General features: G+C 38.7%; 23 protein-coding genes and 1 other annotated feature. Of the genes, 19 read left to right on the top strand and 4 right to left on the bottom strand.

Features of this window, described 5'->3' with window-relative positions; translation table 11 throughout:
* The first annotated feature begins 375 nt into the window (after positions 1 to 375).
* The 15 genes from H0486_RS00225 to H0486_RS00295 all read left to right on the top strand — a co-directional run bounded on the left by H0486_RS00225 (position 376) and on the right by H0486_RS00295 (position 17657).
* Entirely contained in the window at positions 376 to 1905 is a 1530-nt protein-coding gene (locus H0486_RS00225) for a sensor histidine kinase (protein WP_228351099.1), read from the top strand.
* Positions 1902 to 2591 (top strand): response regulator transcription factor, encoded by a 690-nt coding sequence (locus H0486_RS00230; RefSeq protein WP_228351100.1) that lies wholly within the window; start codon positions 1902 to 1904, stop codon positions 2589 to 2591. Before H0486_RS00225 ends, H0486_RS00230 begins: the two co-directional genes overlap by 4 nt.
* Before the next feature lie 42 nt (positions 2592 to 2633).
* Positions 2634 to 3089, top strand: coding sequence for a GNAT family N-acetyltransferase (locus H0486_RS00235; RefSeq protein ID WP_228351101.1), 456 nt, complete (start codon positions 2634 to 2636; stop codon positions 3087 to 3089).
* A 309-nt stretch (positions 3090 to 3398) separates the two neighbouring features.
* Positions 3399 to 3644: a TM1266 family iron-only hydrogenase system putative regulator gene (locus tag H0486_RS00240; protein ID WP_228351102.1), complete on the top strand. Its 246-nt coding sequence runs from the start codon at positions 3399 to 3401 to the stop codon at positions 3642 to 3644.
* Between the two features lie 100 nt (positions 3645 to 3744).
* The gene (locus H0486_RS00245) at positions 3745 to 4863 is read left to right on the top strand and encodes an ABC transporter substrate-binding protein (RefSeq protein WP_228351103.1); all 1119 of its coding nucleotides are present in this window, start codon (positions 3745 to 3747) and stop codon (positions 4861 to 4863) included.
* 106 nt (positions 4864 to 4969) lie between these two features.
* A complete protein-coding gene (locus H0486_RS00250) occupies positions 4970 to 5752 on the top strand; it encodes an ABC transporter permease (protein ID WP_228351104.1) in 783 nt (260 codons plus the stop codon).
* 19 nt (positions 5753 to 5771) lie between these two features.
* Positions 5772 to 6356 carry an ATP-binding cassette domain-containing protein gene (locus H0486_RS00255; RefSeq protein ID WP_228351105.1) on the top strand — a complete coding sequence of 195 codons (585 nt, stop codon included), beginning with the start codon at positions 5772 to 5774 and terminating at the stop codon, positions 6354 to 6356.
* 63 nt (positions 6357 to 6419) lie between these two features.
* Entirely contained in the window at positions 6420 to 7211 is a 792-nt protein-coding gene (locus H0486_RS00260) for a cytidylate kinase family protein (protein ID WP_228351106.1), read from the top strand.
* Between the two features lie 199 nt (positions 7212 to 7410).
* The gene (gene ytvI, locus H0486_RS00265) at positions 7411 to 8502 is read left to right on the top strand and encodes a sporulation integral membrane protein YtvI (protein WP_228351107.1); all 1092 of its coding nucleotides are present in this window, start codon (positions 7411 to 7413) and stop codon (positions 8500 to 8502) included.
* Positions 8503 to 8565: 63 nt separating this feature from the next.
* Positions 8566 to 8791: a binding site (T-box leader), on the top strand.
* Positions 8792 to 8968: 177 nt separating this feature from the next.
* Complete coding sequence (gene proS / locus H0486_RS00270) at positions 8969 to 10402, top strand: proline--tRNA ligase (RefSeq protein ID WP_228351108.1); 1434 nt, start codon at positions 8969 to 8971, stop codon at positions 10400 to 10402.
* 46 nt (positions 10403 to 10448) lie between these two features.
* Positions 10449 to 11843, top strand: coding sequence for a CCA tRNA nucleotidyltransferase (locus H0486_RS00275; protein ID WP_228351109.1), 1395 nt, complete (start codon positions 10449 to 10451; stop codon positions 11841 to 11843).
* Between the two features lie 172 nt (positions 11844 to 12015).
* Entirely contained in the window at positions 12016 to 13101 is a 1086-nt protein-coding gene (locus tag H0486_RS00280) for a protein kinase family protein (protein ID WP_228351110.1), read from the top strand.
* Between the two features lie 85 nt (positions 13102 to 13186).
* Positions 13187 to 14647, top strand: coding sequence for a PEGA domain-containing protein (locus H0486_RS00285; protein WP_228351111.1), 1461 nt, complete (start codon positions 13187 to 13189; stop codon positions 14645 to 14647).
* A gap of 170 nt (positions 14648 to 14817) precedes the next feature.
* Positions 14818 to 16107: a hypothetical protein gene (locus tag H0486_RS00290; protein ID WP_228351112.1), complete on the top strand. Its 1290-nt coding sequence runs from the start codon at positions 14818 to 14820 to the stop codon at positions 16105 to 16107.
* A 197-nt stretch (positions 16108 to 16304) separates the two neighbouring features.
* Positions 16305 to 17657, top strand: a complete 1353-nt coding sequence (locus tag H0486_RS00295; RefSeq protein ID WP_228351113.1) for a glucose-6-phosphate isomerase — start codon at positions 16305 to 16307, stop codon at positions 17655 to 17657.
* 388 nt (positions 17658 to 18045) lie between these two features.
* Here the strand turns inward: H0486_RS00295 and trhA are convergent, their stop codons facing one another.
* The gene (trhA, locus tag H0486_RS00300) at positions 18046 to 18714 is read right to left on the bottom strand and encodes a PAQR family membrane homeostasis protein TrhA (protein WP_228351114.1); all 669 of its coding nucleotides are present in this window, start codon (positions 18712 to 18714) and stop codon (positions 18046 to 18048) included.
* A 252-nt stretch (positions 18715 to 18966) separates the two neighbouring features.
* Between trhA and H0486_RS00305 the strand changes: the two genes are divergently transcribed.
* The 4 genes from H0486_RS00305 to H0486_RS00320 all read left to right on the top strand — a co-directional run bounded on the left by H0486_RS00305 (position 18967) and on the right by H0486_RS00320 (position 21833).
* Positions 18967 to 19146: a DUF951 domain-containing protein gene (locus H0486_RS00305; protein ID WP_228351115.1), complete on the top strand. Its 180-nt coding sequence runs from the start codon at positions 18967 to 18969 to the stop codon at positions 19144 to 19146.
* 71 nt (positions 19147 to 19217) lie between these two features.
* Positions 19218 to 19865, top strand: a complete 648-nt coding sequence (locus H0486_RS00310; RefSeq protein WP_228351116.1) for an HAD hydrolase-like protein — start codon at positions 19218 to 19220, stop codon at positions 19863 to 19865.
* 50 nt (positions 19866 to 19915) lie between these two features.
* The gene (locus H0486_RS00315; RefSeq protein ID WP_228351117.1) at positions 19916 to 20671 is read left to right on the top strand and encodes an exodeoxyribonuclease III; all 756 of its coding nucleotides are present in this window, start codon (positions 19916 to 19918) and stop codon (positions 20669 to 20671) included.
* Positions 20672 to 20765: 94 nt separating this feature from the next.
* Entirely contained in the window at positions 20766 to 21833 is a 1068-nt protein-coding gene (locus tag H0486_RS00320) for an HD-GYP domain-containing protein (RefSeq protein ID WP_228351118.1), read from the top strand.
* A gap of 6 nt (positions 21834 to 21839) precedes the next feature.
* On the opposite strand, the gene H0486_RS00325 is transcribed toward H0486_RS00320, so the two are convergent.
* From H0486_RS00325 to H0486_RS00335, 3 genes are all read right to left on the bottom strand, one after another.
* Complete coding sequence (locus tag H0486_RS00325) at positions 21840 to 22169, bottom strand: branched-chain amino acid transporter permease (protein ID WP_228351119.1); 330 nt, start codon at positions 22167 to 22169, stop codon at positions 21840 to 21842.
* A gap of 165 nt (positions 22170 to 22334) precedes the next feature.
* Entirely contained in the window at positions 22335 to 23027 is a 693-nt protein-coding gene (locus H0486_RS00330) for an AzlC family ABC transporter permease (RefSeq protein WP_228351120.1), read from the bottom strand.
* Between the two features lie 52 nt (positions 23028 to 23079).
* Complete coding sequence (locus H0486_RS00335) at positions 23080 to 23484, bottom strand: hypothetical protein (RefSeq protein WP_228351121.1); 405 nt, start codon at positions 23482 to 23484, stop codon at positions 23080 to 23082.
* Between the last annotated feature and the right edge of the window lie 234 nt (positions 23485 to 23718).

The following is a 23718-nucleotide window of genomic DNA, read 5'->3' on the forward strand; positions in this document are numbered from 1 at the left end:
ATTACTACTTTGAATCAAGAAAAGGAATGAGCTGTTGCATAGTGTATGCAGGGTTATAACTTACCATAATGCACTGTCAGAAGAACAATATTGTAATTTCTGTATGGATAAGACGATCTTTTTATGTTCGTCTAAGACATACAGAAATTAACAATTTGTACTTCTGTCTGTGTGTGAGGTAAGTTATAACCCTGCTGAATCATTATGCAACAGCTCATTCCTTTCTTGTTAAAATCGATATTCCTGATATACAAGTTCACGAAAACTTTAGAATTATCATAGTATTTTTCTGTGCAAATAAAGAGATAGCATGATATACTTAATTTATTAATACTTGGTTTATTATGAGAAAAATTAAGATGGAGCGTGTTGGAATTGAAGCTGAAGGACAGATTGTTAATGGCTTTTATTATTTTAATAGCGATGCCTGTCATGTTACTTGCCATAGCAGCCGGGACAATTGTGAGATTACAGATGAACTCCATTGAAGAGTCCTATGATGTTGAGACAGATACGCTTCAGGTAATCACGAATCCGATCCAGATACTAAATCGTTTAACCAGAGGATATTATAATGAGATAAAGCTTGCCGCCTTAAAGTCACCGGAGCAATTAGAGGACAAGGAGTACATTGAAAAGCTGAACCGAGAATTAATGGGAAAGTATTCGTTCGTCATTGTACGGAAAAACGATGAGCTCGTATATGTGGGGAATGAGTACAAGCTTCGTTTAATTAAGGATAATTTACAAAAGTTTGGTGTCTATAATACGGACATAGACGGAGGGCTATATACCGGGGGTAAGCATCCATTCTTAATTAAAGCACAGGACTTTTATTTTAAGGATGGATCAGAAGGAACCATCTTTGTCATAACCGACCTGAATACCTTAGTACCGCAGATAAAAGCTGTAGCTACACAGGGTGTGATTTCCTTTATATTTGTGTTATGCTTTACCGCGGTTATTCTGTTGTTTTGGATTTACCGGAGTATATTACGTCCATTAAATATACTTCGTGTAGCTATGAATCAGATTAAGGAGGGGGACTTGGATTTCTCAGTTCAGGCGGAGACAGAGGATGAAATAGGACAGCTGTGTGAAGACTTTGAAGAAATGAGAGTTCGTTTAAAGGAGCTGATTGATAATCGACTTCAATATGAAGAGGATATCAAGGAATTAATCAGTAATATATCACATGATTTAAAAACCCCGCTGACAGCAATAAAGGGATATGCTGAGGGGCTGGTGGATGGCGTTGCAGTTACGCCTGAGAAGCAGATTAAGTACTTGAAGACCATTTTAACAAAAGCAAATGATATGTCTATTTTGGTTGACGAGCTGGCATTTTATGCGAAGATTGACTGTAATACTGTTCCATACTCTTTTGCGAACATTAACATACATGAGTATTTTAATGATTGTATAGAAGACCTAAAGTTCGATCTTGAGGTGAAAAATATTCAAATACTATATGAGAATGATGTAGACCCGAAGGTAGAAGTTATTGCGGATGCAGAACAGTTAAAAAGAGTTGTTAATAATATTATTGGAAATGCTGTAAAATATCAGGATAAGCAGAAGGGTGAGATCAGGATACGCATTCACGATATCGGCTCCTTTGTTCAGATTGAAATTGAGGATAACGGAATTGGTATCTCAGAAGCAGATATACCCTATGTCTTTGATCGGTTTTATCGTGCGGATGCCTCCAGAAATTCGAAAAAAGGAGGTAATGGCCTTGGCTTATCGATCTCAAAGAAAATTATTGAGGATCATGACGGAAGGATATGGGCAAGAAGTGAATCAGGGGTTGGAACGACGATTGTATTTACTCTGAGAAAGAGTACGAAGCATAATGAGAATGCGGAAGTGTCGAATAATACAGAAAGGATGTCGAAGATATGAGCAGATTATTGATTATTGAAGACGAACTTGCAATTGCGGAACTGGAAAAGGATTATCTGGAGTTAAGTGGTTTTGAGGTTGAAGTGGAGACGGACGGTGAGATTGGAGTAAAACGTGCTCTGTCTGAAGAATTTGATTTGCTGATTCTGGATCTTATGCTACCGAGTGTGGACGGCTTTGAAATATGCAAACGTGTCAGGGAAGCGAAGAACATACCGATTCTTATGGTATCTGCAAAAAAAGATGATATAGATAAAATACGAGGACTAGGGCTTGGTGCGGATGATTATATGACAAAGCCTTTTAGTCCAAGTGAGCTGGTTGCCAGAGTAAAGGCACATTTGGCAAGATATGAAAGATTGATTGGTTCCGGAATGAAGGAAAACCAAATAATCGAAATTCGTGGATTGAAGATTGACAAGACAGCCAGAAGAGTATTTCTGGATGGAGAGGAGAAGATCTTTACTACGAAGGAATTTGATCTGTTGACCTTCCTTGCAGAAAACCCGAATCATGTCTTTACAAAGGACGAGCTATTTCAGGAAATATGGGATATGGAATCAGTGGGCGATATAGCTACGGTTACAGTGCATATTAAGAAAATTCGGGAGAAGATAGAGTATAACACCTCAAAACCGCAATACATCGAAACAATCTGGGGAGTTGGGTATCGTTTTAAAGTATAATTGAGATTCAATATTAGGGGTTATTGATGAAAGGGAAGTATTATGAACTTAAGATATGTGAAAGCAAAAATAGAGGATGCAGACCTGCTAATCAAAATATATAACGCATCATTCTATGATGATTATATTAAGTATGGAGAATGCCCTGCTTATGGTAGGTCAAAAGAAAAAATGGAAGAATCTATAGAGAAGTACCCCAAATTTATTATTTATAATGAAAACAGTCCTATAGGAGCTGTTTCGGCTGAAGATAGAGGGAATGGAGAGTACTATCTTGGATGCCTTTGTGTAATTCCGGAATATCAAGGCAAAGGAATTGGTACAAAGGCCTTCCATTATATGCTGGAATATTATTCGGATTGGAAGAAAGTAACGTTAATAACACCCGCTGACAAAGAGGAAAATATTGCTTTCTACACTAAGAAATGTGGATTTGAAATAGACGGCACAGAGATGGATGGAAATGTAAAGGTAGTTCATTTCTTAAAAGAACGTTAAAACCAAATTTATCAAGGCGTGATTTTATGGAAATAAGAAAATGCTCTACGTATATGAGACCTGATACTTGTGCGTAAGCAAAATCGATATACATTTGCTGGAACCAAGAACTGTTTGACAGTATTATAACGAAGTGTTAATATATTCCTAGCCAATTCAAAAGGATTCTGATGGAAAGGCATAGGTTAAGATGAAATTACATACTCCTGTTATCATGCGGGATTATATAAATGGTATCATATACCCTATGTCTTCTGATATAGGGTTTTTTGTTTACTTATTTAAAGCTTACGATAAGGAGGTAACTGGATGGAAACTAGAGTAGCACTGATTGGAATCATAGTCGAAGATGTGGAAGCTGTTGAGAAGCTTAACGCATTACTTCATGACTTTGGACAATATATTATTGGAAGGATGGGTATTCCATACAGGGAGAAAGAAATCAACATTATTAGCGTTGTTGTTAATGCTGAGCTAAATGTAATCAGTACACTTGCCGGAAAGCTTGGTATGATAAAGGGTGTTAGTGTGAAGACCATTTATTCAAAAAAGTAAAGATTATGATAGGAGCATTTATTCCATATAATCAAGAACCATAACCTAAGCCTAAGAAAGATAGTATCATGGGTTGATAAAGAAAGGAAGTATGAAAGATATGAAAAAGATAATATTAGGATTACTATTAATACTGTGTACGACGGTATTTACTGCCTGCACTGCAAAGAAGGAGCCTTCCGATACTAAGCAACTAGAAGTAGAAGAAAGCACGGATAAGGAACCAACTGCTGCAGCAGAGCAGGAGAATGAACCAACGGCTATACCGGAGCAGGCAGCTTCAGATGTGGAGGATGACCAGCAGCAAGAAGCAACAAAAGCCGAGAAGATCGATATTAAGATTGCGGCCTTAAAAGGACCTACCGGAATGGGTATGGTGAAAATGATGGAGGATGCCCAGGCTGGTACATCAGCTAATAATTATGAGTTTATGATTGCTGGTGCTGCGGATGAAATCACAGGAAAGCTTATTAAAGGTGAGATTGACATTGCTGCAATACCTTGTAATTTAGCCTCCGTATTGTATAATAAAACGGAAGGCAAGATCAAGCTGGCAGGTATCAATACCCTTGGAGTTTTATATATCGTGGAAATGGGCGATACCATCCATACTGTGGAGGATCTAAGAGGAAAGACAATTTACTCTACAGGACTCGGAACGACTCCACAATTTACCTTAAATTATATTTTATCAGCGAATGGTATTGATCCGGAGAAGGACGTGAACATTGAGTATAAATCTGAATCAACGGAAGTAGCAGCACTTCTTAGCGAATCAAGTGATGCCATTGCCATGTTGCCACAGCCTTATGTAACGGCTGTCATGATGAGTAATGATAAGCTTCGTATTGCCCTCGATATTGCGAAGGAGTGGGAGGCGGTCAGCAAGGATGACAGTACAGTAGTTACCGGAGTGGTTATTGTACGGGATGAATTCCTGGAGAATAACAAAGAAGCCTTTGATGCATTTATGAAAGAATATGCTGTGTCGACAGCTTTTGTTAATGAGAATGTGGATGAGGCAGCAGCATTAATTGAGAAATATGATATTTTCAAGGCAGGACCATCGAAAAAGGCGATTCCCTATTGTAATATAACATTAGTAGAAGGCGAAGAGATGAAAGGTAAAGTAAACGGATATCTACAGGTTCTGTTTGAGCAGGATCCTAAATCCGTAGGAGGTAAGCTTCCTACCGATGATATTTACTATATACAATAATTTATATTTACTTGAAGCCATACTGTGATCATATGAATAAAAAAGTGATTAAATTATAAAGAATTAAGAGCAAAAAGAAGAAACCGATGTAAGGAGAGGGCAGAGGATGGATAAACCGACAGAGACAAAGCAGAGGCTAAAAGGACTTGTTATGAAACTATTGGTGCTGGGCTTTTGGTTGCTACTTTGGCAGCTGGTCTATCTATGGGTTGGACATGATCTTCTGTTATCCTCTCCTCTATCTGTTTTTTTAACAGTTTTGGATTTTCTAAAAGACTTGGACTTCTGGAAGACCATATTATTCTCATCCCTACGGATTATTGCCGGATTTTTATTGTCATTAGTAATCGGCGTTATCTTATCCGTGGCTTCTTACAAAAGCCGATGGATTAGTGAACTGATTGCGCCTCTGATGAGAATTATTAAGGCTACACCGGTAGCTTCCTTCATTATTCTTGCGCTTATCTGGATTAACTCCAGAAATCTGTCAGTGCTGATATCATTCTTAATGGTGGTGCCCGTAGTATACATGAACGTCCTGCAGGGGTTACATGAGACGGACCGTAAGCTTCTGGAGATGGCTAAGATCTTTCATATTACCCGAAGAAAAATGATAACCTCCGTATACATCCCCTCTGTTATGCCATATTTAATTACTTCAGTTACAGTGGGTTTAGGTTTTTGCTGGAAATCCGGAATTGCGGCAGAGGTTATTGGAAGACCCAGCGGTTCTATTGGAGAACGATTATATGAGGCGAAGCTCTATATCATGACAAAAGAGCTGTTCGCATGGACCTTTGTAATTATTATCATCAGTGTATTATTTGAGAAGATCGTTATGTTATTGCTGCAGTTGCTTAAGAAGGATAGAGTTAATCATAATTCCTAACAGTTGGAGGAGATTCCTGATGGATATTGAGATGATACATATAACGAAGCAATTTGATGGAAAACAGATACTAAAGGATTGCAATATCACCTTTGCTGAGGGAAAAGTAAACTGTCTGATGGGAGCTTCCGGCACAGGAAAGACGACATTAATCAACATTCTGATGGGGCTCATAAAGCCGGATTCTGGAGAAATACGAGGTGTTCAAGGGAAACGGTTCGCAGCGGTATTTCAGGAGGATCGATTAATTGAGCACTGGGATGCAATAAAAAATATACGGTTGGTATGTGATAAGGAAATCACAGATGAAAAAATCATTCAGGAATTAGAAGAGGTTGCGATTAGTGAACGAACTGCAAAGCCGGTCAGCTCCTTCAGCGGCGGTATGAAACGACGTGTTGCCATTGTTCGCGCAGTGATGGCAAAGAGTGATATCCTGATTTTTGACGAACCCTTTAAGGGACTGGATATGGAATTAAGGATGAAGGTAATTGAATATATCAATCATAGATCAAAAGGAAAGACGGTAATTGTGATTACCCACGATAAAGAGGAAGCGAATTCGCTGGGAGCGGAACATTTTATCACCCTTACCAATCCGTAAGGTTGTAATTTTTATTAGTATCGTCTATAATACTGATAATAAATTGAAGGAAAGAGGTTTATCATGCATATAACGATTACAGGTAATCTGGGTAGCGGCAAATCTACCATATGTAAGCTGCTCAATGAGAAATATCAATTTGAGGTATATTCTACCGGTAAGGTTCAAAGAGAATTGGCAAGACAGATGAATATGACGACTCTTGAACTAAACCAGCTGATGTGCAGTGATCATAAGTATGATAATATGATTGATGATGCTACAATGAGGATTTCCAGAGAGAATAAGGATAAAAATATCATTTTTGATTCTCGATTAGCGTGGCATTTTGTTGAGCATTCGTTTAAGGTGTTTGTTTCCGTTAGTCTGGATGAAGCGGCAGCCCGAGTTATGAACGACCAGAGAGGACAGGAAGAAAGATATTCCAGCCTGGAAGAAGCGAAAAGATTACTAGCAGAGAGAGCAGCTACGGAAAAGGTACGTTATAAGGATATTTATAATCTTAATTATATGGATTTTTCAAATTACAATCTGATCATAGATAGTACTTACTGTACTCCGGATAAAATTGTTGATATAATTCTAAAGGAAGCAAAGGAGTATGAAAAAGCAGGGATAGAGACATCAAAGCTCTTAGTATCTCCCAGACGATTGGTGAAGGAAGAAGATATTACGAATGAGGATAAGGTCAGACTGCGGGATTTGGTATCGGAATATCAAAAGGTGGATACGGTGATTGATGCGGTTATTACCGCATATAAAACCGAAGAGGATTATGAGGTGCAGGAAGGATTAGACTATGTAAAGGCAGCTTTTCTTGCAGAGGTTCCTTACTGTGAGGTAAAATCCATCTAATTTTGTAAATGAAAAGATAAGTTTCTAATATTAATTCATTTTTGATAATTTTAGCTTTATTTTTTCAAATTATCTCCGAGGATATTAATAATCAAATAACAGAAAATATAGTTAGAGGATTCATTTTAATATGAATTCTCTTTTTATATCTAATATTCTAATTTGTGATAAAAAAGTTCGTAAGATAGGGGGGAGTAATTTGAAGCAATGGGAAGAGAATGCAGAGAGAGTAAAATATGTACTTATGATTATGGCCATTATTCTTGGTGTATACTTAAGTTTTCGCTATTTGCTGCCTTTGTTCTTTCCTTTTCTTGTAGCCTATTTTCTGGCATGGATTGTTCGCCCCATAACTGAATTTCTATATAAAAAATTGAAAATCCCCAGAGTGGTGGGTGGTACTGCTTCCCTGATTGTATTGTTTTTTGTGGTTGGCGCGGGATTATGCTATTTATTTAACCTCCTTACGAAGCAGGCAATCACATTTATAAAAAACATTCCTGTATATACGAACATCCTTGCTGAAAAACTAGAACATTTATGTAAATGCTGTGATGAGTTTTTAGGTATGTCAAAGGGAACCTTTCGCTCCATAGTAGACGATAATATATCCATAACCATAGATAAAATGAAGACTAGTATTATGCCCAGAATCACAGAACGAACCATAACCTTTACAATTACCTTTATTAGTGCAATTGGTATCGTATTAATTATTTTTGTGGCAGCAGCTTTAATGACGAAGGAGATCCCATCGCTTCGTACACGCTATGAAGATAATCATTTTTATAGGGACCTTCATAAGGTCACATCGAAATTAGCAGAAGCGGGGATAGCCTATATTCGGTCTCAACTGATTATTATGGTTATTGTCGCCATAATTAGTGTTGTAGGACTTACAATTATGAATAATGAGTATGCATTATTAATTGGGGTAGGTATAGCGATCATGGATGCGCTACCGATTCTCGGAAGTGGTATTATATATATTCCCTGGGCAATCATTATGCTGATTGATGGGAATATATTTGCGGCAGCAATATTAATTACAATCTATCTTTTAAGTCAGATTATAAGAGAGGTATTGGAACCTAAGCTCATCGGCAACCGGATTGGAATCAAACCCTTATATACCTTGATTTCCATGTATGTGGGAGTAAAGTTATTCAATATAGTGGGCTTTTTCTTAGGTCCTATAGGATTATTGATTATTATAACAATTTATAAGGTGGTGTGTGAGAAATCTCAAGAAACGAGAAAATCACAGGAGATTTCTTTTACTGAGGATTAAGACGCTTGACAAAGAGTCTTTTCTGGCATAAAATTAGTTACATTATAGGTAAAGGAATGCGAATTAAGAGCGATGATAAGGAAAAGTAGATAGTTGTAAGCATCAAAGAGAGGGAAGCACGGGTGAGAGCTTCCTATGCGGAGATTATTGAACCGGCCTTGGAGCTTTGTATGAAGGGAAATAATATTTCCTCCAAATACAACGTATATCGGCGTTAACGATAGAAAAGAGAGCTGCTAGCTATGTGCAGCTAATTAGGGTGGCACCGCCGAGTCTTTCGGTCCCTTGTGGACGAAAGGCTTTTTTTATCGTATAGAATTTTCTCAGGATTTCCTATACGATAAAAATCCCTCTGGGCAGGATGCGCACTCGCGCGCATTGTATTTTGCCAGCAAGCTGGCCACGCTCGGCGCGAGAGTTTCGCAAGCGAAACTCTTTCTTATATTTAGAAAAGGAGAGAATTATTATGGCACAGGATAAGAAATTAGTTGAGGCAATCACCTCAATGGAAGAGGATTTTGCTCAATGGTACACAGATGTTGTAAAGAAAGCAGAGCTAATTGAGTATTCCAGTATCCGGGGATGTATGATACTCAGACCCTTAGGATATGCCATTTGGGAAAATATTCAAAAACAATTAGACGCTGATTTTAAAGCAACTGGAGTTGAAAATGTCTATATGCCCATGTTTATTCCAGAAAGCTTACTGCAGAAGGAAAAGGATCACGTGGAAGGTTTTGCTCCGGAAGTTGCCTGGGTTACCCACGGGGGAGGAGAAGCACTGCAGGAGAGAATGTGTGTCAGACCTACCTCAGAGACTTTGTTCTGTGATTTTTATTCAAAGATCATTCAGTCCCACAGAGACCTTCCGAAGCTGTATAACCAATGGTGTTCGGTTGTTCGATGGGAAAAGACTACCCGTCCATTCCTACGTTCTATGGAGTTCTTATGGCAGGAAGGACATACCGCTCATGCAACAGCAGAAGAGGCAGAGGAAAGAACCATTCAGATGCTGAATGTATATGCGGATTTTTGCGAAAGAGTATTGGCAATTCCGATGATTAAAGGTAGAAAATCCGAAAAGGAGAAATTTGCCGGAGCTCATGCAACCTATACCATTGAAGCATTGATGCATGACGGTAAGGCGTTACAATCCGGAACCAGTCATAATTTTGGTGATGGATTTGCAAGAGCCTTTGGTATCCAATATACTGATAAGAATAATACACTGCAATATGTTCACCAGACCTCTTGGGGTATGTCAACCCGTATTATTGGTGCGATTATTATGGTGCATGGAGATGATAGCGGTCTTGTGTTACCGCCAAGAATTGCTCCCACGCAGATCATGATCATTCCTATTAACCAGAACAAGGAAGGGGTACTGGATAAAGCCTTTGAATTAAGAGATAAGCTAAGTGCCTTTAAAGTAAAAGTAGATGCTTCGGAAAAGAGCCCTGGTTGGAAGTTCAGTGAACAGGAAATGCGCGGTATTCCGATTCGAATTGAAATCGGACCCAAGGATATCGAAGCAAATCAGGCGGTTATTGTAAGAAGAGATACCAGAGAAAAGATTGTTGTTTCCCTGGATCAGATAGTAGAGAAAGCAGGAGAAGTTCTTGAGACCATGCAGCAGGATATGCTTAATAGAGCAAGAGCTCATCGCGATTCTCACACATACAGCGCTACAAATATGGATGAGTTTACAAAAATTATCGAAGAAAAGCCTGGATTTATCAAGGCAATGTGGTGTCAGGACGAGGCTTGCGAGAAGGAGATTAAAGATCGAACCGGAGCCACCTCACGTTGTATGCCATTTGAGCAGGAGCATATTGCGGACACCTGCGTTTGCTGTGGAAAGCCAGCGACGACCATGGCTTATTGGGGTAAAGCATATTAAGAGCTCGCTCAGACAAGTATAGTACATGGTTCTATGGAGGTTGCATATGCAATTACGAATACCCGATAAAGTGAATATGATCATAGAGGAACTGATCCGGCACGGCTATGAGGCTTATGTGGTGGGTGGTTGTGTACGTGACATGGTGTTGGGGCGGGATCCAGAGGATTGGGATATCACCACCTCAGCAACCCCCATGGAGGTAAAAAAAATATTCCGAAGAACGGTGGATACGGGCATTCAGCATGGAACAGTTACAGTTCTAGTTGATAAAAGTCACTATGAGGTAACGACCTATCGATTGGATGGAGAGTACGAGGACAGCCGCCATCCAAAGGAAGTTTCCTTTACTGCCAGTCTTGCAGAAGACTTAAAGCGCAGGGACTTCACCATAAATGCCATGGCATATAATGAAAAAGAAGGCTTTATCGATCTCTTTGGTGGTATGGAGGATATACAAAAGGGGATTATTCGTTGTGTTGGAAACGCTGGGGAACGATTTGATGAGGATGCGCTTAGAATACTTCGCGCTGTCCGTTTTTCTGCGCAATTAGATTTTGAGATTGAGGAAGAGACTAGAAAAGCGCTTCAATCCAAGGTTCAAAAGCTGAGCTGTATCAGTGCGGAACGTATTCGAGTTGAGTTAACGAAGCTTCTGGTATCCGATCATCCGGGAAGATTAAGAACATTGTATGAGACAGGAATTACCGGGGTAGTTCTTCCGGAATTTGATGCAATGATGGTAACGCAACAAAAAAACATACATCATAGGTACAGTGTGGGTGAACATACAATCCGTGCGGTGGAAGCAGTGGCCGGCAAGCTTGAGGACAACCGGTTTGATATGAGGAATCGTGCCATATTACGATGGACAATGCTTCTTCACGATATAGAGAAACCGAATACGATTAGTATGGGAGAGAATGGTCAGAACCATTTCTATGGTCATCAGGAAAAAGGTGCGATAACAGCAAAAAATATTCTTAGGAGACTTAAGTTTGACAACGATACCATAAATGCTGTAGTTCATCTGGTCAGATGGCATGATTATCGTTTTACACTGACACCGGCCGGTATGAGAGCAGCTGCTTCCCAGATAGGGAAAGATTATATGGAGCTACTGTTCGAAGTAAACAGAGCCGATACCAGCGCTAAGAACCCGGAGCATACAAAGGAGAAATATAAAAAACTCTCTACTGCCATGAATCTGTACCAAGAGATTAAGCGAAAGCAGGAATGTGTTAGCTTGAAGGAGCTTAATATCAATGGAGATGAATTAATAGCCATTGGTTTTCGCCCGGGAAGAGTACTGGGTGAGGTGTTGAAGCAGTTACTGAATTCTGTAATTGAAGACCCTGCACTTAATCAAAAAGAAACTCTTTTATCCATGGCAATTCATTTAAAACAGGAGATGGATAATCTGCCTGATGATGCAAAGTAACATATGTAATAGATAAGTCTTAGATTATTTCTTAGGGAACTTAATCTAAGACTTTTATATTGCATAGAAAATTTCCATGAATTTCCCACACAATCTTTTTCTATTCATGAATTACAATATCATGTCATAATATTAGTAAGACGGGTTTTTGAATTAGTTAGGAGGATTGGCGGTGGAGGATAGAAGTCAGGAAGCATTAAAAAGATACCGGATTAAAATATATAACATTTACAGAGCCAGAGGTGCTTTTTTGTTGGAAACAGACTGTGGACTAAAGCTTTTTAAATGCTTTGAAGGCTCAAAGAACAGGACAATGTTCGAAAATAAAGTAAAAGAGCATCTGTTTCAACACGGCTATCCGAATACCGATTTGTTTGTGAGGACTTTGGATGATGAGATTATTTCCGAAGATAGTTCCGGATGCCAATATATAATGAAAAACTGGTTTTGGGGTGAGGAATGTAATCTAAAGGATTTATCACAGGTGGAAGAGGCAGCAGCTAATCTGGCAAAAATGCATTGTATATTAAAGAATGTAGAATTTTCAGTAGAGCAAATAGAGCATAATATTTCTCCGGATCTTAAGCTTACTTTTGAAAAACGTAATCGGGAACTTAAGAGGGTTAAGAGCTATGTCAGAGATAAGAAACAAAAGAATGAATTTGAACTATCTTATCTTAATTATTATGACAACTTTTATGAGCAGGGAATTGCTGCGGCTAGGAAGCTTGCACAATCGAACTATAACGCCTTGTTAGCGGAAGCTGTGGCAAACTGTAGTGTTTGTCACGGTAATTATACCTATCATAATATTATTATGCTTAAAAATAAGACAGAGGCCATGGCTAGAACTTATATTCCACCAGGCTGGATTAATAAGCAACCTTTATCCGTAACAGAGCTTGGGGACAGTGTAGGTGCAATAGCGACCACGAACTTTGAGAAGTCCTATATAGGGATGCAAATTACGGATTTGTATCAGTTTATGCGTAAGGTCATGGAGAAAAACGACTGGGATGTGTTATATGGAAGTAATATCATTGAAGCCTATGATCGTATTAAGCCGATTTCTAAGCCGGAACTGAATATTCTTTATTTGCTGCTGTTATATCCTGAGAAGTTCTGGAAGATTACGAACTTTTATTATAATAGTAAAAAGTCTTGGATATCTGGAAGAAATATTCAGAAGCTAATTACAATCGGAGAACAAAACGAGAAAAAGGACAGATTCCTTTATCGGCTGGAAAGTATTTTATAATGAATATGATGGATTGAATTAACTACATAAGTAGGCTATAATACGGAATATAGATATGAATAACTTAAGACAGAGGATGCTGTGAATGGGAATAAATGATAAGGAACATAAGAAGAATCATAGTTTAAATAGAAGGCCAATTATCAGCCTGTTATTTGGGTTGGGAGTTTTTACTGTTATTATGTTAGTGACCGTGACGACGCTTGCTGTTGAATCAAAGAAGAAACACAGAACAGTTAAGACCCCCACTCAGAAGGAGGATATTGCATTGGAGAATGATGCTGCTTCTGGGACAGCTATTTCTGCCATTGTGAAAGAAGTGAACTTAAATTCAATGCAGGTTACACTTTACGATATTAAAGAGAGGGAGGATAAAATCCTTACCTATAATGGAGCTACTAACGTGATTGATAAATATAAGCAGGTGATTGCCATCAGCCAGATAGAGAAAGGAACCCTGGTAGAGGCAAGGTATATTCCGGAAGAGAACAAGTTAACGGACATGCAGATATCACCCATTGCCTGGGAATACGTTGGAGTTTCTAATTTCACGATTGATCGGTCTGACCGAGTCATGAAAATTGCATCAACAAAATATAAGTACAACGATGATGTCTATATTCAAAATGGAGATAAGATAGTACCTATCAGTACTCTGGCTGAGCAGGATGAGCTGATTGTCAGAGGGTATGAGGAGACCATATGGTCCATAACAGTAACCCGTGGTCATGGAACAGTAAAGCTTGTGGATTATGAGCAGTTTCTTGGTGCGCATATTGAGATCGGATATGAAGCAATTCAGCAAATTACCGAGGATATGATAATTCCTGTAAGGGAGGGTAATTTCAATCTTACTGTATCCAATGGAAAATTCAGTGCAACGAAGAATGTTACAGTAGTTCGGGATGAAGAGACTACTGTTTCCCTTGGAGACATTGGACCGGATGCTTTAAAGCAGGGAAGGATTACCTTTGTTATTAATCCTTTCGGAGCGGATTTGTTTATTGATGGAGAACTGGTTTCCTATGCCAATCCAATTGAGCTTACTTATGGTGAGCATAAGATTTCAGCGTCATTAGGAGGATATACCACCTATGATGGAATACTAAATGTAAAAAATGCAGGCATGACGATTAAAATTGATCTTCCTGAATCTACCAGTGATAAACAGGTGGTAGTATCCGAAACGGAGACAATACCTGGAACGAATGTGATCACCGCCGATGATACCCTATATAATGACTCCGATTCAGAGAGTGCGGATTCAGAAAACACAGACGAAACTGAGCCTACACCAGAACCAGAGGAAGATGGAAATATTGATAAAGACCATAAGATATATGTTCAGAAACCAATAGGAGCTTCTGTTTATTTAAATGGTGAGTTTATGGGTATATCTCCGGTAAACTTTGAAAAAATCATAGGGACACATGTTATTACCTTTATTGAAAGTGGGTATGAAACAAAGAGCTATACCATTACGGTAGAGGATGACGGTATGGACACCTATATTAATATGCCGAACCTGATACCGCTACTGTATTAAACCAATAATTCTGTCATTTCGTGTCGATTGTGACGGTAAATCTTACAATTAAATAAAAAAATGGAGCATCCATAGGGATTGTGTCTATCGAATTTTATACTCCTCTCTTTTCAAAGTAGCCTGGTTAAGCTATAATAAATGTAAATTTATGGAAATGAGAGGAGCTTTTTATGATTCGGAATTTATATGAGCAAAACATTATCATTTACATCTTTGCAGGATTATGCGGATTAGGCATTCTGATCCGTTTTATAGTGAATTTGGTATATAAGCATTTGGTAAAACAATCGAATAATCCTGGTGAAACTAAAAATAAAATGATAAAGCATATGAAATTGAAGTTTGAAACCTGCTTTAAACTTAAAATAGGTGTGAATAATGTGGATACTTTTGTGGATAAGGGTATTTTACAGTATCGTTTTTGTGGGATTTTATTATCCACATGGGATAACTTTGGTGGACAAGTTCTATTCCTTACCCTGCTATTAGTGCCTATTAGTACAGTTTTCGGGGTTATTTATAAATGTGGACAAGAGAATGTTCTACTCTCAGGAGCGGCGGGTATTGTAGCAAGTGCTATTCTTATTTTTGTGGATAAAAGTATAAATCTTTCTGCCAAGAAAAAGATGATTCGCCTCAACCTTCTTGATTTTCTTGAAAACTTCTGTAAGGTTCGGTTAGAGCAGGAAGCTTATCAGCCAGAATTAATAGAACAATACCGTCGTGAGTATTTACAGGTAGCTGAGGCTGGAAAGCAAATCAGCGCGGCCTCTGACTCCAGGCAGAGTGATGAGCCAAAGGATGAGCTTAACCGTAGAAGAGAGGCCAGAAGAAAGAAGGAGGAAGAGAGAAAGCTACAGGCAAAAAGAAGGGAAGAGGAGCAAAGAAGAAACGAACAGATAAGAAGAGAAGAAGAAAAGAGAAGATTAGAAGAGAGAAAACAGCTTGCAGCCAAGCGTAGAGAGGAAGAGCTACGCAGACTACAGGAGGAACGCAAAGCGTTAGAAGAAAAACGAGCTGAAATGAAAAGGCAGGCACTAGAAAAGAAAATTGATTTGGAGAAGAAAAAACAACAGGAGCAAGATACGGAGGAGAAGATACATAACCTGGAGGAGGCATTTGGGCCTCCAGTGGACAAAGCAAGTATGAATACCGTTATGCAGGAGCAGAACGAATCCCAAGGTAATTCTGATCGAGAGGACAATTTGTATACGAATGAGGAACCCAATGCTCCTTCATCCAAACTAAGTAATGTAGTGGAACACTCCTTTGAAGAGATTGCAGCAGAAAGAGAACGTGCAGAGGAGGATATGAATAAATCAGCAGCAGTTCAGGCGGAACTTGGACAGAAGGAAAAGGGGATATCTAAAAAATCCTCTGTAGGGAAATTAAAGCTGCAGGGTATGAGCCCACAGGAGGAACGCTTAATTGAAGATGTCTTAAAAGAGTTTTTTGCTTAATCAAACATAACGGAATAATTTAGTCTGGCCATTATTGCCCTTCAGTCCAGATTAGGTATCTGATTGCATAGAAGCAGGAAAGAAACCTGATCTGGATAGAAGGGTATTTTGCTATATGGATATAAAATGAAAAATGATTGAATAATAATTGTGTCTTTGTTAGAATATAAGAAAAAAATGAAGGGAGTTATATAAAAATGGCTAACAAGGTAACATTTGATTATTCTGTTGCGAAGAAATTCGTCTCGGATACCGAGGTAAAGATGATACAGGCTTGCGCAGAGACTGCAAAGGATCAGCTTGTAAATAAATCAGGTGCCGGTAATGACTTTTTGGGTTGGATTGACCTGCCAGTTGAGTACGATAAGGAGGAGTTTGCCCGTATTCAAAAGGCAGCAGAAAAGATTCAAAAGGACTCAGAGGTACTTCTTGTAATTGGTATTGGTGGCTCTTATTTGGGGGCAAGAGCAGCAATCGAATTCTTGAGACATAGCTTTTACAATTCTGTATCTAAGGAAATCAGAAAGACTCCGGAGATTTATTTCTGCGGTAATAATATCAGTAGCAATTATATGAATCATTTAATTGAGGTTATTGGAGACAGAGATTTCTCTATTAATATAATCAGTAAGTCAGGAACAACTACGGAGCCTGCGATTGCGTTCCGTGTATTCAAGAAGCTGCTAAATGAGAAATATGGCAGGAAGGAAGCTGCTAAGAGAATTTATGCAACCACGGACAAGTCCAGGGGTGCATTAAAGAACCTGGCAAACGAGGAAGGCTATGAAAGCTTTGTCGTACCTGATGATGTGGGTGGACGCTATTCCGTACTTACAGCGGTAGGATTACTACCCATCGCTGTTAGCGGAGCAGATATCACAAAGCTTATGGAAGGTGCAGCAAGTATGAGAGACTATTGCTTGAATCAGCCTTATGATAAGAATGATTCACTGCAATATGCTGCGGTACGTAACATCTTATTAAGAAAAGGAAAAGGCATTGAGATTCTTGTAAATTATGAGCCTTCACTCCACTATGTGTCAGAATGGTGGAAGCAGTTATTTGGAGAAAGCGAAGGAAAGGATCAGAAGGGAATATATCCTGCGTCCGTGGACTTTACTACCGACCTTCACTCCATGGGACAATTTATTCAGGATGGACAGAGAACGATGTTCGAAACAGTAGTTACAGTTGAGAAGTCATCGACAGAGATTATACTGGAAGAGGAAGAAGTGGATCTTGACGGTCTGAACTATCTTGCAGGTAAAAGTGTTGATTTTGTAAATAAGAGCGCCATGAAGGGAACTTTACTTGCTCATACAGATGGTAATGTCCCCAATCTTCAGGTGTTTATACCGGAGCAGAATGAGTTCTATTTAGGACAACTATTCTACTTCTTCGAGTTTGCATGTGGAGTAAGCGGATATATGCTTGGAGTGAATCCATTCGATCAGCCAGGCGTAGAAAGCTACAAGAAGAACATGTTCGCGTTACTTGGAAAGCCGGGCTTTGAAGCACAGAGAGAAGAACTATTAAAGAGATTACAGTAAAGAATAAGCATAGGCATACAGCTAAGGTCTTCGGTTGTATGCCTTATCCTATTCATAGACTGAGGATATTTTAAAGTAACATATCTTATTCTTCAGAGTATAATATAGTAATAAAAGAATGCAGAGACAGTAATGTCGGGATAGAGAATACATATCTTTGATCATTCGCAACCGAATCCCTTTTACCTCATACAGAGAGTGAATAATTTACTGTCTCGATACCTTACCAGAAACATTCGGCTGCTTAACATAGATATGACACAGGGGCTGTTGCAAGATGTATCAGCAAGGATTATGAAATATCTCACTTAAATAATCCAAACAGATACATTTTACAACAGCCCCTTGTGCTATTAAGGATAGGAAGGCCTATCTGTATACATATATTTTAAGGCATTACAGCAAGATAGCGATACATCAGAATAAAGTGGCAGAAGCTGCCGCCCATAACAAAAAGATGGAATATTTCATGAGATCCAAAATATTTATGCCTTTTATTAAAGAGGGGGAGCTTTAATGCATAGATAACTCCACCGATGGTATATATTATGCCGCCGGATAATAGCCATGCAAAGGCTGCAATGGGGAGAGAATTTATAAGCTGTGTAAAAGCCAGGACGCAGGTCCAGCCCATTGTGATGTACACGACGGAGGAGAACCATTTCGGACAGTGTACCCAGAAACCGGTAACTAATATACCAATAGCCGCCAGACTCCATATTAGGATAAGAAGACCATAGCCGATATTACCACCGAGAGCGATCATGCAAATGGGAGTATAAGTGCCGGCGATCAGAACATAGATCATCATATGATCAAACTTTTTCAATCTGCGGTGTACCTTTTCGGATTTACCAAAGGTATGATACGTAGTACTTGCTACATATAATAAAATCATACTCAAAATAAAGATACCCAAAGAAATCAGGTGTACGTTATCCGGATGCCGGGCTGCTTTGATTAATAGCGGTGTAGTTGCAAACACGGCCATTAATGTACCGATAAAATGAGTAATTGCACTTCCAGGATCTTTTGCTTTGACCTTTTTGATCGTCATATAAATCAACTCCTTAACAGTAATTATATAGAATTAGTTTTAACCTCTATGGCATATTGTATTCGTGATGTAGAAGAGATATATACATAACATAGTAATAAATACTACATGATGTATATGACAATACTACACCACATGGTAATAAAATGCAATACATTTTTTCGTTTTCATAATTCTCAATATATGCTATACTTATGACAATCATCGGACAGCATATAGGATGGGCTTGTACTGAATATAGGAGGTCAGAAGATGGATTTAAGTGTAGGAGATATTATAAAGCTAAAAAAACAACATCCCTGTGGAAGCAGTGAATGGGAGATCCTGCGGGTTGGTATGGATTTCCGTTTAAAATGTCTTGGATGTAGCCATCAGGTTATGTTACCAAGAAAACAGGTGGAAAAAAGTATAAAGCAGGTACGGAAACCATAATCATATTTTCCGTTCCAATTCCATCGCATATCTAGACAATATTGAACTGCAACCAAGAAAGGAATCGGAATATGAAATATATATTAATGGATCTTGACGGTACGATAACAAACCCCAAGACTGGTATAACAAGATCTTTTCAATATGCTTTAAAGGCTATGGATATTTTTATTGATGATTTAGATTCATTAAAAAAGCATATTGGTCCTCCCCTAAAAAGCAGCTTTTTAGAATGCTATGGTTTTGATGATAACAAAGCGGATTTAGCCGTAAAGAAATACAGGGAATACTATAATGAATTTGGTCTTTATGAAAACGAAATGTATGAGGGTATGGAGTCTGTGCTGAAAGGGTTACAGGATGCAGGTAAGCTGTTAATTGTCGCCACTTCTAAGCCGGAGCTCATTGCCAGAAAGATATTGGAGCACTTTCATCTGGATCATTATTTTTTGGATATCTGTGGCGCGGCACCGGATGATTCCCATTCCAAAAAGGATGAAGTAATCCAATATGTCTTGAGTAAAAATCAGATTGCGGATTTATCCGAGGTTGTGATGGTGGGCGATCGAAAGTATGATATCGAGGGAGCGAAAATAGTGGGGATCTCTTCGGTAGGAGTTTTATATGGATTTGGTGATCGAGAAGAGCTGGAGATGGCAGGAGCAGATAAGATTGCGGCTTCAACCAATGAATTATATGATATATTAATACAAATGTAACGTATCATGATACACATAATACTTGCCATAGAAGAAAGGAATTTATAAGTATGAAGTTAGTTTCATGGAATGTAAATGGATTACGTGCCTGCGTGGGAAAGGGCTTTGAAGATTTTTTTCGCAAGGTGGATGCCGACATATTTTGTATTCAGGAAACGAAGCTACAGCCGGAACAGGTGGAGATTTCCTTCGAAGGCTATCAGCAGTATTTCAATTCTGCAGTAAAGAAGGGATACTCTGGGACAGCCGTTTTCTGTAAAAAGGAGCCATTAAGTATATGCTATGATTTGTGTATGGACAGGCATAATGATGAAGGAAGAGTCATCACATTGGAATATGAGGATTTCTATCTGGTTACGGTATATACTCCGAATTCCCAGAGAGAATTGGCTAGGTTAGAGTATCGAATGGAATGGGAAGAGGATTTTCGTGCTTATGTGATAAAGCTGGATCAAAAAAAGCCGGTAATCATCTGTGGAGATCTTAACGTTGCCCATAAAGAAATTGATTTAAAAAATCCAAAGACGAACACAAGGAATGCAGGCTTTACTATAGAAGAACGGGATAAAATGACGAAGCTGTTGGATAACGGATTTATTGATACCTTCCGTTATAAATATCCGGATGTTACCGATGCCTATACCTGGTGGTCCTATATGTTCCACGCCAGGGAAAAGAATGCCGGTTGGAGAATTGATTATTTTCTGGTGTCTGACAGGCTGAAAGATCGAATAGAAGATAGTATCATTCATACCGATGTTATGGGTAGTGATCATTGTCCGGTAGAATTGATATTAAAGGATTGATAAAAATTGGAGAATCTTGTTCTTGAAATTAGTGGGGTATAATTGTATACTCATTATGAGAAGGTACGAATGAGAGTGTGGAGGGGTACACAGTATGGAGACTGAAAGAATTAGAACAGACCAAGCTGTAGCCGGCATGAAGGTGGCTGCAGATGTTTACAACATGAGTAACCAATTAATTATAACTCGTGGTACAGTCTTGGATGAGAGAATGATAACACGCTTACGATTCTATAACATCTTTGGATTTCAGGTATTTAAGGAAGTAGAGGAAGAGATTAAAGAGGTTTCATATATCGAAATGCTACGCAGTACCGAGGAGTTTAAGAAGTTCAACCGTACATACGTTAATACGGTTAGCAATATTGAAGACAACTTTAATAAGGCGGTAAAAGGTGATAGTCAGTTCAATGTGGATGCACTTCTTGCACAAACGGATCGGATTCTCAGAGAAGGCCGTAATGGATCCCATATACTGGAGATGCTCCATGGGATCAGAGATTATGATGACCTAACCTTTGTCCATAGCTTAAATGTTGCGTTAATATGCAGTATATTTGCAACCTGGTTGAAATTCTCCCATGAGGATACAAGGATATTGACCTTAGGCGGACTCCTGCATGATATCGGGAAAATGTTGGTTCCCAGAGAAATCATAACGAAGAATGGCAAGCTCACCAGTGAAGAATATGAGGTGGTAAAAACACACTCCTTCCTTGGGTATCAGGCCATGAAGGATCAACCGATTGACATTCATATCAAATATGTAGCCCTCATGCATCACGAACGATGCGACGGAAGCGGCTATCCCAATGGATTTGTATCGGAGCAAATTGATGAATTCGCAAAGATTGTATCAATTGCAGATGTATATGATGCGATGACATCCAATCGTCTTTATCGTAAAGCGATTTGTCCTTTTGACGTAGTTGAAAATTTTGAACGGGATGGATTTTTAAAATTCGATCCCAAGTATCTAATGGTCTTTATGGAACGAATTGTGGAGTCCTATTTACATAATATCGTCAGATTAAATGACGGAAGACAGGGCGAGGTTGTTATGATTAACAAGCATGCTCTATCCAGACCGGTAATTCGTGTCGGTTCTGATTTTGTTGATCTTTCGAAAGATCATAGATTGTTTATCGACACAATACTCTAATTATAATTAAAAATACTGAACCAGAAGCATATAGAGAAGAGCACCTCCTCCAATACTGAGGAGTGTGTTCTTTTTCCATATATGGAGAATTATAATTGCGACTATGCTGATTGCCTCCGGAAGGCCATAAGGAGCTTTCAGGATGGAGACGTCCTTTAAGCAATAAACTACTAGCATACCGATAATGGTATAGGGTAATATGTCAGCCAGGTAATTTACATACTTTGGGATCTCTTTCTTTTCCGGGAAGAGAAGGAAAGGCAGGGCACGGGTTATAACAGTACCCAATACCACAATCCCAAAGAAAATAAAAAGCTGTGTAGTCGTATAATTCATAATCATTTTCCTCTTTCCATTGGAGCTTAAATATAGTTAGGCAATTGCGAAACTCTTAAGATATCTTAATTGTGTATACAGCAGATATATATTCCTACGCAAACCCGCTCCTTCCGCTATGGTTTGCGTAGGAATATGTATCCACTGTATACACAAAAGCTACAATTATTTAGCTTCGCAATTACCTGTTTTAAATATAGTAATTATAAGGAGAATCATAATCATCGTAGGGATGATAAAGTCGCTTGGACCGAATAGTAGTCGGCATATTATTGCGCTAATGACCCCGATGATAGCCGGCAGGTGATTTTTCGTGGAGTTCCATTGATTAATAAAATTCACTACGAACATAGCAGTTAATACAAAGTCTATTCCCTTTGTGTTTAGATTCAATAAGCTACCCAGAATTCCTCCGATTAGGGATCCGGTGATCCAATAAAGATGATCTAAGGTGGATACGAAAAAATAGAACCACTTTGGTTCAATTCCTTCCGGTACCTTGGCGGAACACAAAATGGAGAAGGTCTCGTCGGTTAAAGAAAATATGAGATAGGGCTTTAATCGTCCAATTCCTCGATAATTCTTAAGCATGGATATACTATAGAAAATATGCCGGGCATTTACGGCAAGGGTCATTAGAAATGCACCTAAGGGATCAAAGCCCGCAGCTAAAAGTGCTACGCTTACAAATTGCATGGAACCGGCAAAAATAAAGATACTGGCAAACAGGATCCAAAACAGCGAAAAACCTTTGCTGTCCATAAGGATGCCATAAGCTGCTCCAAGTACAAGATAGCCGGTTAATACAGGTATGGTATGCGGAAAAGCAGCAAAAAACGCTGTTTTTATCTGATTCATAGAAAACTCCTTTATCGACTAGTAAATTAAATTGAGATGAAAATCAGGAAATCTACTTCTGGCAGGAACCGGCATAAACTGGCTGGAAATCCACACTATCGGAGCAGACAAAACCGGAATATTTTGCTACAATTCGATTAAAACAGGGCATTATGGAGATAAGGTCCTCCTCACTAACCTGAATTGCATAGATGGTTTTAATATTTCTGTTTTTGAGAAAAGCAGCATCTGAGGGATTCTTAAAATTCGGTGTAAGAGGTTCAAAATCGATGGAATGTCCATTGGGTAAGATCAGCTCCAGAACATTCATATACTCCCAAAGCTCTGTTGTAATCCCTTCTTCCTCTTTTAACAGATCTACAATCTCTTTTGCAGAGACCACGGTAGGACTCATATAGAAAAGCTCCAGCATCGGGCTATCTTCTGTTGGTATGGGTTTTGCTTTCTTATTTGCCATTCCTTTTTCCAACCTTTCCGTATTGATAATGTAAACATTTATTTAAGGGATATAGAATTAGTAATAAGATCCATTTCGGTTAATTATAATACAGGCCCTTTTATTTATCAACATATGGCCACTATTTTTCCGGGTGAATGTAAAGTGAGTAGAACAGGATATTATGGAGTTTTCCAATTTTTTAAAAATTAACTTGAAATTTATTTGGCTATATGTTATAGTTGCTATAGAACA

It is taken from the genome of Variimorphobacter saccharofermentans, assembly GCF_014174405.1.
Taxonomy (GTDB): domain Bacteria; phylum Bacillota; class Clostridia; order Lachnospirales; family Lachnospiraceae; genus Mobilitalea; species Mobilitalea saccharofermentans.

What these genes read in the sequence shown, in the direction of transcription:
- H0486_RS00230 (WP_228351100.1), top strand. Translation starts at nt 1,902, where the DNA reads ATGAGCAGATTATTGATTATTGAAGACGAACTTGCAATTGCGGAACTG.
- H0486_RS00235 (WP_228351101.1), top strand. Translation starts at nt 2,634, where the DNA reads ATGAACTTAAGATATGTGAAAGCAAAAATAGAGGATGCAGACCTGCTA.
- H0486_RS00240 (WP_228351102.1), top strand. Translation starts at nt 3,399, where the DNA reads ATGGAAACTAGAGTAGCACTGATTGGAATCATAGTCGAAGATGTGGAA.
- H0486_RS00245 (WP_228351103.1), top strand. Translation starts at nt 3,745, where the DNA reads ATGAAAAAGATAATATTAGGATTACTATTAATACTGTGTACGACGGTA.
- H0486_RS00250 (WP_228351104.1), top strand. Translation starts at nt 4,970, where the DNA reads ATGGATAAACCGACAGAGACAAAGCAGAGGCTAAAAGGACTTGTTATG.
- H0486_RS00255 (WP_228351105.1), top strand. Translation starts at nt 5,772, where the DNA reads ATGGATATTGAGATGATACATATAACGAAGCAATTTGATGGAAAACAG.
- H0486_RS00260 (WP_228351106.1), top strand. Translation starts at nt 6,420, where the DNA reads ATGCATATAACGATTACAGGTAATCTGGGTAGCGGCAAATCTACCATA.
- proS (WP_228351108.1), top strand. Translation starts at nt 8,969, where the DNA reads ATGGCACAGGATAAGAAATTAGTTGAGGCAATCACCTCAATGGAAGAG.
- H0486_RS00275 (WP_228351109.1), top strand. Translation starts at nt 10,449, where the DNA reads ATGCAATTACGAATACCCGATAAAGTGAATATGATCATAGAGGAACTG.
- H0486_RS00285 (WP_228351111.1), top strand. Translation starts at nt 13,187, where the DNA reads ATGGGAATAAATGATAAGGAACATAAGAAGAATCATAGTTTAAATAGA.
- H0486_RS00290 (WP_228351112.1), top strand. Translation starts at nt 14,818, where the DNA reads ATGATTCGGAATTTATATGAGCAAAACATTATCATTTACATCTTTGCA.
- H0486_RS00295 (WP_228351113.1), top strand. Translation starts at nt 16,305, where the DNA reads ATGGCTAACAAGGTAACATTTGATTATTCTGTTGCGAAGAAATTCGTC.
- trhA (WP_228351114.1), bottom strand. Translation starts at nt 18,714, where the DNA reads ATGACGATCAAAAAGGTCAAAGCAAAAGATCCTGGAAGTGCAATTACT.
- H0486_RS00305 (WP_228351115.1), top strand. Translation starts at nt 18,967, where the DNA reads ATGGATTTAAGTGTAGGAGATATTATAAAGCTAAAAAAACAACATCCC.
- H0486_RS00310 (WP_228351116.1), top strand. Translation starts at nt 19,218, where the DNA reads ATGAAATATATATTAATGGATCTTGACGGTACGATAACAAACCCCAAG.
- H0486_RS00315 (WP_228351117.1), top strand. Translation starts at nt 19,916, where the DNA reads ATGAAGTTAGTTTCATGGAATGTAAATGGATTACGTGCCTGCGTGGGA.
- H0486_RS00320 (WP_228351118.1), top strand. Translation starts at nt 20,766, where the DNA reads ATGGAGACTGAAAGAATTAGAACAGACCAAGCTGTAGCCGGCATGAAG.
- H0486_RS00325 (WP_228351119.1), bottom strand. Translation starts at nt 22,169, where the DNA reads ATGAATTATACGACTACACAGCTTTTTATTTTCTTTGGGATTGTGGTA.
- H0486_RS00330 (WP_228351120.1), bottom strand. Translation starts at nt 23,027, where the DNA reads ATGAATCAGATAAAAACAGCGTTTTTTGCTGCTTTTCCGCATACCATA.
- H0486_RS00335 (WP_228351121.1), bottom strand. Translation starts at nt 23,484, where the DNA reads ATGGCAAATAAGAAAGCAAAACCCATACCAACAGAAGATAGCCCGATG.